This window comes from Pantoea sp. EEL5, assembly GCF_049892805.1.
Taxonomy (GTDB): Bacteria; Pseudomonadota; Gammaproteobacteria; order Enterobacterales; family Enterobacteriaceae; genus Pantoea; species Pantoea ananatis.
Genome location: NZ_JBNDNJ010000001.1, coordinates 1,292,503 through 1,306,582, shown reverse-complemented (window position 1 = coordinate 1,306,582; position 14,080 = coordinate 1,292,503). Strand labels below are relative to the sequence as shown.

Annotated in this window: 5 protein-coding genes; all 5 read right to left on the bottom strand. The window is 43.8% G+C overall.

The features are described 5' to 3' along the window. Nucleotides 1–256: 256 nt before the first annotated feature. Nucleotides 257–1,681: a TolC family protein gene (locus ACPXSQ_RS06265; protein WP_028715152.1), complete on the bottom strand. Its 1,425-nt coding sequence runs from the start codon at nt 1,679–1,681 to the stop codon at nt 257–259. After that, a complete protein-coding gene (locus tag ACPXSQ_RS06260) occupies nt 1,671–3,086 on the bottom strand; it encodes an HlyD family type I secretion periplasmic adaptor subunit (RefSeq protein ID WP_014593736.1) in 1,416 nt (471 codons plus the stop codon). The genes ACPXSQ_RS06265 and ACPXSQ_RS06260 overlap by 11 nt, the downstream gene beginning before the upstream one ends. A gap of 12 nt (nt 3,087–3,098) precedes the next feature. Further along, the gene (locus ACPXSQ_RS06255; RefSeq protein WP_050442526.1) at nt 3,099–5,231 is read right to left on the bottom strand and encodes a type I secretion system permease/ATPase; all 2,133 of its coding nucleotides are present in this window, start codon (nt 5,229–5,231) and stop codon (nt 3,099–3,101) included. A 109-nt stretch (nt 5,232–5,340) separates the two neighbouring features. Then, nucleotides 5,341–12,957, bottom strand: a complete 7,617-nt coding sequence (locus ACPXSQ_RS06250; protein WP_426143141.1) for a glycoside hydrolase family 113 — start codon at nt 12,955–12,957, stop codon at nt 5,341–5,343. Nucleotides 12,958–12,993: 36 nt separating this feature from the next. Next, nucleotides 12,994–13,692, bottom strand: coding sequence for a hypothetical protein (locus ACPXSQ_RS06245; protein WP_242638522.1), 699 nt, complete (start codon nt 13,690–13,692; stop codon nt 12,994–12,996). Between the last annotated feature and the right edge of the window lie 388 nt (nt 13,693–14,080).

Here is a 14,080-nt window from a genome sequence, read left to right as displayed (position 1 = left end):
GGGCTTTTATAACCTATTCAGAATCTTATAGAAACAACAGTAGTCTGGTTTACTGAAACTTACAATAGCAGGCTGCTTAGATTTTACTCATACTTTGATAGTTACATTTCTTCACATTCCGTTGCAGTTGTTCTTTGATTATTTACCTACCATACTCGCTATTTATCTGAATACACATAATTACAATAATAGATTCCAGTCCATAATATTTATAACCATCTAATAAGTGACTCTGCGACCTTAATAAATTTCTTTTTTAATTATTTAAACCAAGTACACCCAGTTTTCCAGCAAGTTCGAGCCTGCTGTAACGCCAGTCAGTCAGAGCCTGGATCTGCTGCTTCTCTGCATCAGCAAGAGATTTCTGGGCATTGAGCAATTCAATGATATTACCCACGCCATTCTCATAGCGATATTCTGCTACTGAATAGGACTTTCTGGTGTTATCGAAGAGGCTTTCAATTAATGGTAAATTATTTGTGTTAGCTTTAAGAGACTGAAAACTTTTCCATACATCAAGTTCAACGTTATGTCTTACTTCGGAGACAGCCCCCTGCTTCTGCTCAGCCTGAGCAAGACCTTCTTGGATTTTATATTCCCGAGTGAATCCCTCAAACAAAGGGACCGAGACCTGAATGCCTATGTATCTGTCATTGTGAGAGGAGTCAAGATAGGGTTGGCCTATTCCTGCGCTGACTTTCTGATTATCGCGGCTGGCTTTCCCTATGAGACTTAAAGTGGGCATTCCCTCAGCCCTCGTTTGATCGACCTCAGCTTCTGCTGCCTGTAACTGAGCCTGAGCCGCAAGCAGCGCCGGATGTATTTTAATTGCCTCATCGATTAATGCTGAAACTGATTCCTTAAATCTAAAATCAGGTTTTAGACCTTCCTGGACATTTGCCAGATTTATGTAACTGTCTGGGCGTAACCCCATATCGATAGCAATAACACCTAAATCATTCTCAAGCGTATTTTCTGCTTTCTCTTTCTCAGTTTTAGCCTGCAGCCAGGCCGTTCTTGCTTGTAATTCATCACCGACTGAAGCAGCACCATGCCCTTCTTTAGTTACAACCACCTCTACGCTCTTTGAGGCAATTCTTTCCATATCAGCCGCAGCAGCCAGGTTTCCAGCAGCAGCCTGTGCTGCATAATAATCTTTGGCGGTGGCTATCATCACAGACTGCAGAGTTTCCATATGACTGGCTTCAGCAGCAACGAGAAGAGCTTTCGCTTTGTGCAGAGCTGCTGAGCGGGCTCCAAAATCATAGAGCACCCAGTTTAAACTAAAGTCTGCAGAATAATTTGGCGATGAATTGACTGAGCCAAACTCCGGGTGCCCGGCAACATTTGTTTCAGAACGTTCGCTGATTTCTCTTCCGGACAAGGAGAAAGTTGGCAGGTATGCACCTTTAGCTGTGCCGACAGCGGCGCTTTCTGCCTTTATTTCAGCCCAGCTTTGTGCCGTTTTGGGGTTATTACATAAACTGCGCTCCAGTGCATCATTCAAAGCCAGTGGGCTTGGCAATGGACCAAACTCGCATATTGAGTTTCCATATACCGGTGCGGCCTGTGAGGAAGGAACATCAGCTTCAGTGTCAAATATATCAGAAGCATGATTTTTCACTGTATACAGGCCTGAGAGTATTAAGGCCATCACAGGCAATATTTTATTATCTTTCATGCAGACTCTCATTACTCATTCTGATAAGCGGGTCGAAAAAGTATTGCCAGACATTTCTTTTTCCAGTTTTAATCTCAGCGGACACGGTCATGCCCGGCGTCAGTTTAATCCATCTACCTCCTGCCTCAATGCCACTTTTATCAAGGTGTACCCTGGCAGTAAAATTCAAGCCATGATTACGGTCCTGAACGGCGTCATTTGATACTGAAATTACATTCCCTTTGATATAGCCATAGTACGTGTAGGGAAAAGCATCAATTTTAACTGTGGCATTCTGCCCCTCTTTTATAAAACCAATGTCTTTATTCGCTATGTTAACTTCAACTTCCATCGCATCATCAGGTACGATTTCCATCACTTTCTGAGCACTGGTGACCACACCGCCTATCGTATGAACACTGAGTTGCTGAACTGTTCCACTTACAGGCGACACGAGATTGAGCAATTGCTTGCGTGTTTTAGCCTTAACTTCATCTTCGACGCTTTGTTTTAATTTTTGCTCAGCCTGTTCCAGAGCATCGAGCTGTTCCCGTCGGAATTGTGAACCTACTGAGGCTTTTTCTGCAATCTGCGCATCAATAGCAGCTTTGAGTTCATTAGCGTGACTGCGTTTGGCCGTAAGGTCATGCTCCTGCCCCAGCGCCGTCTGCTCTTTGTCAAGGTAGTCATTTCTTGCGACATAATGATCTTTGGCAAGCAGCTTATAACTGTTCGCCTGCTCTCTTGCCAACGGTGCCGTAGATTTTAAGCGTTCAATGTCCTGTAAAGTCGTGGCCAGTTCATCACGATGCTGTGTAAGCTCAGCATCCGCACGGTTAAGCTTATCTTTGTACTCCATGAAAATACCGTCAGCAAAACGGCTCGTGGCGTTAACATCGGCTTGTGAGAGTCCATCACTGACTTTCATCTCAGGGACATGACCAGAGATTTGCGCATCCAGTAAAGCTTTTGCCCTGATTATCGCCAGCATGGACTCCGCTCTTGACGCCTCGGTTTTAGTTAAATCGGCTTCTGCCTGTGTGGAATCCAGAACCATCAAAACGTTACCAGCATTTACACGTTGCCCGTCATCAACGTAAATATGGCGCACCACCCCCGTGATGGCAGGCTGAATTTCTTTTACTCTTGCATCCGGAATAACTTTACCCTTAGCCACAACGACAATATCTAACCTGCCAAAAAGCGAGATGCTGATAAGAACAAGTGTCAAAATAACGATGATCCTCATCGTCCAGTAGGGTGCCGGGTGAACAGGTGCTTCTGCCAGTTCTATATTTGCCGGCAAAAATGCAAGCTCATAAGACTGTCTTTCATAAGCGTTCAGTTGCTTACGCATTTTCCAGTTGGCAAGGAATACATCCTTGTAACGACGCAGCAACTCAGTTAAAGCTATTATCTTCAACATTGAATGTTCCTTTTAAGCATGCTGAAGGGAAACCAAGTGACTGTACAGACCGTTTTCTTCAATTAGTTGAGAATGGTTGCCCTGCTCTACTATCAGGCCTTTCTCCATAACTAAAATGGTGTCAGAATTTCTTACTGCAGTCAGTCGGTGAGCGATGATAATAACTGTTCGGCCCTGACATATGGCCTGCATGTTTTTGTGAATCACCCGTTCTGTTTCAAAATCGAGAGCGCTCGTTGCCTCATCGAAGATGAGAATTCGTGGGTTCGTAATCAACGCGCGTGCAATAGCAATACGCTGACGCTGGCCTCCTGACAGCCCACTTCCGTGTTCTCCGATTCGTGTGTCATAACCCTCAGACATTTCACTGATAAAATCATGAGCGCCAGCAAGTTTGGCGGCGTTTATAACTGATTCTAAAGATATGCCAGGATCAGCCAGCGCTATATTTTCACGAATTGATCTACCAAAAAGTATGTTTTCCTGAAGGACCACTCCAATTTGTCTGCGTAACCATGAGGGGTCAGCCAGGGCTACGTCGGTTCCATCGATCCAGACACGGCCAGATTCGGGAAGATAGAGACGCTGAATTAATTTAGTGAGCGTACTTTTTCCTGATCCTGAACGTCCGACAACGCCAATAACTTTTCCTGGCTCAATATCAAAAGAGATATTATTCAGAACTGCAGGTGCTTCAGGTTTATATCTGAACCTTACATTCTCAAAACGAATGGCACCCTTCAGAGAGGGCTGAGAATTCCGGCCTTGTAAGTTTTCTGTACGGGTATTGAGAATATCACCTAACCGTTGCATCGAAATGCCTACCTGCTGAAAATCCTGCCATAGCTGTGCCAGGCGCAGAATCGGCGCAGAGACGCGTTGAGACATCATATTGAAAGCTATCAGAGCGCCTACGGATAGTGCGCCCGATATGACCAGTTTCGCTCCTAAGAAAAGGGTTAAAATAGTAACTATTTTCCCAACAAACTGAACTAACTGCTGCCCAATATTTCCTAAATTACTGACACGAAATGATGCAGCAACATAACCAGCCAGTAAATTATCCCACTGACGAATAAACAAAGGCTCAACTGCAGATGATTTGACAGTTTCTATTGCGGAAACGGTTTCAACTAAAAATGACTGGTTATCAGCCCCACGCGCGTATTTTTCATTAAGACGTCGTCTGAAAGCCGGGATGATAACTGTTGTAATAATGACATAGACAGGTAAAGACAGCAGCACAATGAGTGTAAGCTTTATGCTGTAAAGGCACATCACGGCGACAAAAACCACCGAAAATATGCTGTCTATTATCGCTGTAAGGGCCTGACCGGTCAGGAAATTGCGGATATTCTCAAGCTCTTTTACGCGTGCGACAGTGTCACCAACCCGGCGCGTTGCGTAATACCCGACAGGTAACGCAAGTATATGTCGGAAAATACGCGAACCCAGTTCAACATCCATGCGGTTAGTGGTATGTGAGAAAACATAATTCCGCAGGCCAGTCAGTAAAACTTCAGCGATACCGCTGACCAACAGCCCTATACAGACCACATTAAGCGTTGAGAGAGCATTATTTACCAGCACTTTATCCATTACAACCTGGAACATAAGTGGTGATACAAGACCAAAGAGTTGTATGAGCGCAGAAACAAAAAAGACTTCTAATAAAATTTTCCTGTACTTGACTATCGCAGGCATAAACCACGTAAAATCGAATTTCGCCAGTTCACCCGTTAAAGATGCTCTGGAAGCAAACAGAAGAAAATCGCCATTGCAGCGCTGCCAGAGCACTTCTGAAAGGATGACTGTAGGTTTTCCAGCATCAGGCTCCAAAACCAATACCCTGTCCCCATCGCATGCCGTAACAATAAAATGGCGACCAAGTCGATCCAGAGCCAGTGCAGGAAAAGGTGTTTTAGCTAAACGTTCAGGCCGCACGGTAACTTTACGGGATTTAAGCCCCATTGTTCGCGCGGCAAGAATGAGGTCACCATCGGTAAGCTGTTTTTTACCTGAACCTGATAAATGTCTGATTTGTTGTGAATCAGCAGCGATTTTATGATACCTGGCTATTAAAACTAAAGCTTCGACACCCGAATCTTGTTCTACTTCTTTTTCCGTATAATGGTTTTCATTCATTTTTTTATTTGAGCTATAAGAGGAACTCATGGAATTACCTGAGTAATTTTACACTGTTGTAATCATATAAAGGCAGGCTTCTACCTGAGTAAAAGCCTGCAGCTAAACGTTAATTCCAGGCTGCGTCTAAGCTTGGTTTTAATTGCGTCATCTGATCCTGGCTAAGTGTCGTCTGACCCATTGCAGGTGGTGTCATCGTCGCCATTGCGTTAATTAAATTATCAAGCTGTGAATTAACCAGTGCATGGCCGTCGCCTGACTTTATTTGTAGTTGATTTGTTCCGCCTTCGAACCAGTTGTTAACATCAATTTCCTGGTGCGTACCTATAACGGATGCCACCAGGGTATTTCCACTCTGGCTGAACCAGAGCTGATCGGTACTTATACCATTCATGAACTGCAAGGCATCGTCCTGTGTTGCGTTTGCAATATTAAGTGACAGCGTACCTGTATTGTTCATGGAAACAATATCAACCGACCCTGTTATTGTCAGCGAGTCACCATTACCGCTTACTGTCACAGTGTCCCCGCTCCCCTGAACGGATGTCTGTATCTGGTTGCCAGCCAGTGACACAGTTGTTACCCCGCTGGTGACGATACTTGAATTATCCCCCGTTACGGTAATACTGTTGTTTTGCCCGGATACGGATATCAACTGGTTTTTACCATCGAGCATGACAGCATTGGAATCCCCTTTGATTACGACAGTATTGCTGTCACCCTCAAGTTTAATAACCGACTGGTTACCGGTGTAAGCCAGAGCGTTATTGTTGCTCAGAGTGTTAACAGCCATTGCTGTCCCGGACACCATAAGGGCCGAGTTATCATTACTGAGCGTTACAGAGGTAGCTGTACCGGCCTGCAGGACGTTACCTTTTCCACTCACATTAACGTTGTCAGTTGTCCCGTTTAACGTAACCAAATCATTGCCCGTCATGGTAACTGTATCCGTGTTTCCGTTAACGGTTAATGTGTCACCCAGTCCCATAAGCACGGAGTTGAAGTCACCATTAAGAATATTGCTGCTGGCAGCGGTCGCTGTTGAGCTTCCACCGTACCAGTGGTCGACAACATTCTGCGCAGGTTTCCCCTGGACGCTGAAATCATCTGCGGCTACACCTGACGGATTGGCTTCCCAGTTCCACAGATAAGCCCCCTCCATCCAGCTGCCTTGCCCACTCCATGCCTCAAAAAAGGCTTCAAGAGCACGTGTCTGTTGCTGGAAATCAACCCAGTGGAAGCCACTCCAGTCACCGTTTAAAGTATTTGTTCCATTTACGCTGCGATAACCGACTTCAGTAAGAAGAACAGGCTTTCCATAAGCAGTCGACAGCGAATGGTAAAAATCAATCGGAGACAAATTATTGAATAGTGATGCTGTAGAGCTATCGCCTGAAACACTGTTCCAGCCGGCAACCATTTGCGCCACGGTGGGATCGGTGATATCGGTCGGGGCCTCATAGGCATTCGCCCCAATAACGTCTACTTTGTTCCAGAAGCTGACACTACCGGTTTCATTCCATGCGGAAGCATAGGTAATGGGTCCGGTATAAACCTGCCGTACGGCGGATATAATATCATCCCAGTAATTTGTATAAGCACTTCCACTCATTGATGTCAGCTCTGTGCCTACACTGAACATACCCACGTGCGTTGCCTGTGCAATCGCCGCGTAGTGCAGAATAAACGTTTTGTAACTGGCAAAAAAATCGTCAACATTGGAAGGTTTCAGTAATGCCCTCCAGGTACCATCTTCAATATCGATATGCGGCTTCAGAAGCACCGACATCCCATCCGCCTGAGCCTGTCCGATTGCGAGCTCAAGATTGGCGTCGGATTCTGTCGCCGCAGTGGCTGCAATGCTGTCGCTTGTCACAGAATCCAGATACTGAGTCACCACAATTTGTGTTGAGTTAGCGCCGGTCTGTTGCATGGCTTTAAGTGATTCAGATGCATTGGCATACTGACCATTTGCAGAGGAGGTAAAACCAAATCCTTTAACCTGGAAACCACTGTTCACATTACTGTTTGACGAAACACTGTCCAGCGTAAGAGACGAGCTGGTCATCTGTAACACGTTACCCGTGCCGGAAATATCAAGTGAACCGTTCGAAGCCGCAGTAACAGTATTGTTGTTACCCGAGAGATTCAGGCTTGCTCCTGCCTCTAAAACAGCATTACCGCTGTTCATCAGAGCATACTGACCATTACCATCAACGGTAAGTTGCCCGCCATTACCGTTAAAGCCGACACCATTTTCACTACCTTTCAGCAAGACTGTGTCTGTTGACTGCGCATTAACCCAGTTATCTCCGCCATCGACTTCAACATTAGCAACTTTGCCCGCGGTGACTATGTTGCCATGGCCCTGAAGAATGAGTTGCGCATCGGCAGCAGCTGTTACACTGCCATTTTCCATGACGACCGTCTGGCCCGTTCCCGTTAAGCTGACTTCTCCACCCGTTCCGTTAACGCTGACATTGTTGCCATTTCCGTTCATCTGGATACTGTCGCTGTTGCCGTTAGCCGTAAACGTATTGCCTGAGCCATTCAGCGTTATGTTACTCCAGTCTCCCTGAAGCGAAGCACTACTCCCTGCTCCGTTGAAATTTAATGAATAACCGCTGCCATTGATTGATATATTATCATTGTCACTCAGGACGACTTTATTTCCCCCGCCATTTAACCATGCCTGGGTATTGTTTTTAACTGATACAGCATTCCCGCTCGTATGGAGGTCGTCCTGGCTGCCATCCAGTGAAATTTCATCCCCCGAACCATTGGCATAAATAACGTTCTGCTGCCCATGAATATCAATATTATTCATATCACCATTGGCCGTGATGCTGTCGTTATTTCCTGAAACAACATTAAAAGAATGTCCGCCATTGGTCGTAAACGTATTTTGATTGCCTTTAACGGTGACTACCTCACGATCACCGTTAGCGACAACAGTGGACTGCTGTCCAGTGAGGTTAATGACAAAGTCACCGCCATTAATGGTGTCGTTATCTCTGTTTCCAAGCGTGACACTGTCATCGACGCCTGACAAGGTTGCCTGAGTATCATCAGAGACAGCAACAGTACCGTCTCCGATTGTCAGTTTACTGTTTTCACCCTGTAACAGGACAATATCACCTGGCCCGTTTGCCACAATATCGTCGTTTTCACCCTGCATCTGAATCCAGGTGGAAGGACCATTCGCTGTCAGCATATTGTTGTTGCCGACAACAGTAACAACAGCTTTTGCACCGTTCAGTGTGATGGTGTTATTTACACCTTTAACGATAGCCACTTCTTTATCACCATTGGCAGTGATATATGATGCGCTTCCTTCTGCAAGCAATGTTGAGCCGCCACCGTTAACAGTGATTAAGTCTGCATTACCAATATGAACAGCATCATTATTGCCGTTGAGAGTGAGCTGGCTGGCATCAGACAAAACTATTTGTGCACCGCCTGTAGTCAGGCTGTCATTCTGTCCGGATATTTCCACATTGCTGTGTTGTCCATTTGCAGTAAAGTTATCATTATTTCCTGATACAAATACTGTTTCGTTGTCGCCGTTACTCGTGACAGACGAATTATCTGCCTGCAGATAGAAATTGTATTCACCGCCGTTTGCTGTGAGTGTTTCATTATTACCTATAGCAACCGTATCATTACCACCATTGATGATCAGTGAATCATTGTCTGCGAGTATGGCAGTACCGCCGGACAGCGTTACATCCTCTCCCTGGCCTTTAATATAGACAGTGTCTCCCTTTCCGTTCGCAGCAAGTGTGTTGCTGTTTCCTTCAACGAAAAATTTCGCGTTGTCACCATTAACGGTTAAGCTGTTGGTATCACCTTCCGTTGTCATCACAGCTCTTCCGCCATTCATGACAAGGGTGTTTTTACTGCCTTTGGTGATGATGTTGTTTCCATCACCATTAGCAATAATTTGGGAGGCAGTCCCGTTTGTGGTGATCGAAAAGCCGCTTCCGTTTACCTGCAGGTTTTCATTACTGCCTGCACGGACAACACCCACACTGCCTTTGACTGTACCCTGACTGTCATTTGCAAAAAATACGCTGCCACCACCAACATTAGCCGTGTCAGCCTGACCATCCATAACGACCACGTCACCACTGCCGTTCGCCCATACGGTATCGTTATTTCCGGTAATCAGAATCTGATTGTTGTTACCATTTGCTGTAAGCGTTGATGAATTACCCTGTATAGCAGAAGTGAAACTGTTGCCGTTCGTTGTGACATTATCATTGTTTCCAAGGCCAACAATATTTGACAGCCCGTTGACCACAGCCTGAGTACTGTTTGCTGTCAGTAATGTACTGTTACTGGTAGTGGCACTGTTATTTGCTCCGTTAATAACAATAATATTTTTATCACCATTAGCAGTAATACTGTTCCCGGATCCCCCTATCGTGACAACTTCAGTGTTGCCATTGGTGGTAATTGCAGAGCCATTACCTTCGAAAGCTAATGCAAAATTTCCACCATTAATTGTACCGCTGTCGCTGTTATGGACAGTTACTGAATTATTGGTACCATTGATATTTACTTTAGTATTGTCATTCAAAACGATACCATTATGCCTTGAGTCGGCGGAGATTCGCGACATAATTGCCGTGTTATCATTACTGGCAACCTGCTGAATCTGACTGGGAGTGCTTGACGCATTAGCGCCGTCTGGCAAGCTTCCGTTATCAATCACGCTATATGCAGAGCTGTTAAACGCCCCATCGATCATGTTCAGAATCTGTTGCCAGACGGGATTGACGGTACCGTTCCATCCTGGCGTAGCGTTACTGCTACCCTGAGCGAAGTTTACGTTTTCAATCGGTTCGATACTGCCATTGCTGAATATCACCGTCGCGACACCAGATACCTGATTGCCTTGCGCATTGACTGACAGTGTTTCGTTTTGCAGACGAATAGACTGAATTCCAAGCTGTGAAAGTGTGTAAGCCTGTGCCTGAGCACTGCCGTTACCTGTCGGATCAGCAAGCACGCGCAACTGGTTAAAGACCACATCAGAGGCATCAATCACGCCGTCTTTGTTAAGGTCATAGCTGGCCAATACTGCCATTGCATCCCCGGCACCGTTAACCAGGGAAGGATTAATTATTTGTGTTCCAGCCGACGTCACGATTGCGAGAACGCCGGTGTCCGAGCCGATCCAGCCCGAAGTTGACGACTGACCAGCAATGTTTACGACTGCATGCGACAGGTTTAAAGGAATAAGCTGTATCGGATGACCGTCAAGACTCATGACTAATGGATCACCGCCGCCGTCCCCGCCGCCATCTCCGCCGCCATCACTGCCATCACCACCACCACCCTGATTGAAATTGTCACCGCCGCCGCCGTTGTCTCCGTCCCCTGAATCACCTCCACTGTCACCATCCCCTGAGTCATTCCCACTGTCACCGTTGTCACCGTCCCCTGAGCCCCCCCCACTGCCACTGTTGTCCCCTTCCCCTGAGTCATCCCCACTATAACCGGGGTCTGTTGAAAGGCCACCGTACAGATCGCTTGTGACAATATCTGGGATGTGAGCATCAAAAGAATACTGCGAAGCATCAGAAATCCAGTTTCCTACTGCCAGACTTTCAGTTTGAAGTGAATCAGCAGTAAAGTTGGTAAATGAATATGACGCTGCTGCACCATTGAGTAAATTATCAGAAAATGAGGGTACTGATACAAAATTGGGAACAGTAAGGTTTGCGGTGTCAAAATTTAACTGGGTACCAGCTGTTCCCCAGTTGTCCCCACTGGGTGTGTAGGATGAGCTGCCAAGGCCTGTTGGCGCGGTATTAAACAAGCTGAGATCTACTGTGCCAGTCGCATTTTGAAGAGAGAAATCCTGAGTAACTGATGTCAGGTTTAAATTTGGGGTCAAATTAAGTTCTGGAGGGAGATTAAAATTTGACGTCGGATTATAATTAACGACCTCAGATGTTCCATCATTGAAGTTGAATTCTGTCGTCGTCAATTCACCCGTACCAAAAGCTTTTGAATATGTATCTTTCATTGAAAACAAGTTCCCTCCCGGCATACCAAAAACAGTATTTGTGGAGGTGCCATCCGCATTGTTTACAAGAGAATTTACTAAGTTGCCAGTATCATTTTTCCCACTGTATTGATCAGTAACGGAAGTCCAATTCCCACCTTGCTGATTGTAGACTGTATCCTCTGAGGTGCCATCGGCATGGTTAACCAATGATTCGGTTAACGTCCCCGTTGCATCATGTGCTCCATAACTGTTAGTGACACTGAAACCACTACCATCGGTGCTGTATGAGGTTAAACTTGACGTGCCGTCATTACGGTCGGTCAATGTGTTTGTCAGTTCTCCTGTTTTATCAGGTCCGCTGTAAGTATTGGTAATTGATTCTACAGTTGCTGAAGGACTGAAAGCAGTATCAGTTGATGTACCATCCGTAAAATTTTTGACAGTTTCAGTTAGCGTACCAGTATCGTTCGTACCACTGTAGTAGTTTGTGCTTGAAAGTATAGGGCCTTGAGACTGGTAACTGGTATCAGTCGAAGTGCCATCGAAATTATTAACTTGATGTTCGGTAATATTTCCAAGAGCATTGAGACCTGTAAATGTGTCAGTAGTAGAACTTACAGAGTCCAGGATATTATTATAGGATGTAACCTGAGATGTCCCTTCAGCGGTGTTTCTTATTGACTCAGTTAATTGAGTCGTATCTGAAGGATTACCGTAGATGCTCACATTAGAGTCAATACCTGCAGAAATAACGTTTCCTACACCTGTTACTTTAACTTCAGAGTAATCTCCAACAGCGATTATATTACCACTGCCGTTTATTGCAATGGTTGACAGGTCCCCGCTTTTTAAAGAACCATCAGCGACATTTATGGCTATCACATCAGGGATTTCATTCTGTCCTTGAGAACCTAATTCGTTTATTTGAATGCCATCAGTAATTTGTGTAACGGAAAAATTTCCTTTCCCTATCAAGTCAGTACTATAGCCTACAATATCTGTAGTGTAAATATCTCCGTCAATTATGGAATTTAAGGTGAAATTACCAATATTAAGTTCACTTTTTAAAATTTCATTACCTAAAGCAAATGCTGCATTTATATTAGCTTCATTAGCTAATGATAATCCATAAATGCCATCAATATTTATCGAGCCTTTGAAAAAGTGATGTAGTTCATTTAACTTTCCACCGGCCCATTCTGCATCTGCGATAGGGATTTCAGCGAGAGTTGTTACCAACCCCAGATGATATGATGCAACGTCAATAAATGCTGGTGCAGTCAGTCCTTCAGCAAGCCCCCAGTTTCTCTGAAGATCCTGAGATCCGTTTTGTACAAATGCGACTGCCATTGCCGCATAGGCATCTATGATATCGGGGCTAACCCCTGCAGTATATAAGTCTGGAGTTAAAGTTGAGCCATCAAGTTTTAACAAAGCTCTAATCGGAGTAGCAAATTCAATAGCATCATTAATTGTGTAATCCAATGGTGCTATTAAATAATTATTAGGGTTTGCTTCTATTCCGGATACTGGTGTGCCATCCTGTGTGTATAGTCTATACTTTTGAGATCCTCCGGGAAGTGGATCTATAATCGGATTACCATTCAAGTCTTTTAAAAAGTGAGCAGGCGCTGCTGCTTCAACAACATTCCCATTTCCGTCAACACCGCCTACATAAAACTCAGAGTTTACATCTATTTCACTCATTTCTTATCCCTTTTACTGATATAAGTTATGATTAAATTATCTATCTTTCACACAGGAAGTATGAAAATTATCCTTATATAGAGGTTGTTCTTCGTTATATTCCAGCTGATAAAACCCACGCCCTAAATCCACCGAATATAATTGTAAAACTGGAGCCAGTGAAGGCGCATCCATGTTATATAACAGACTCGAGTTAGAATTATTTGCGAATTTTACCCATGCAGTCTTCCATGAGCATAAGCGTTTATTATTATTCAAGGGTATTTCATGCCCTGAGTCGTAAAACACATCTCTGTCTACACCTTGTTCTTTTGAATAAGTCCTAAAACAATAAGAAAGTAAGTCTATACCGTTATTATATTTTTCGGATAGACATTTTGATGGGTCGTTGATTAATTCTTTTTGAAAAAAATTGAAACCTTCGCGAACTACAATATTGCTGACATCACTATGAAAGTACTTTCCTACAGTGTACACTGCAAAAAATATTATAAAAAGATCCTTCCATCTTAAGCATATCAAAAGCCATATGAAACAACATAATAATAACAGTGATGCCATTTGAAAGACATTGAAACTATAAGCATCAAAATTAGCATACCTTGTAAATCCAAAATAAATCGCTGACAAAAAATATATAAATGACAATATCAATGATTGTCTTACATCGATGAATAAATTTTTTATATTATTAAAAAAAAATTTAATGAATTTCTTTTTTTTTGTTTTTTGCATCCTGCATGGCCTTTATTTAGGTTGTCATTTTTAATTAATATTCCATAGATAACGAACTCACTTTAAACTAGATTCAATAAAAACCTCCAAATTACAGGTAAACAGCTTTAAGCATTTTGATAACCACAGCCATTACAAGTAGTCATTTCTTATTAATTTACCATTTGAAATAAATCCGCCTAAAATCTCATTTTTTATAAAGATGTATTAGAGAGTAAAACCATCCCAAAATTATATGGTTTATGATATCAATGATCTCAAATGTTAAATTTATGTACACCATAGAGACTTTAATGTGAATAATCCATCTTTTTTTTCGCAAGAAATTTGCGTTTAACTTTCGTTTAACATTTGCCGTTTTAACTTAAAATGCTAACATACATTCTTT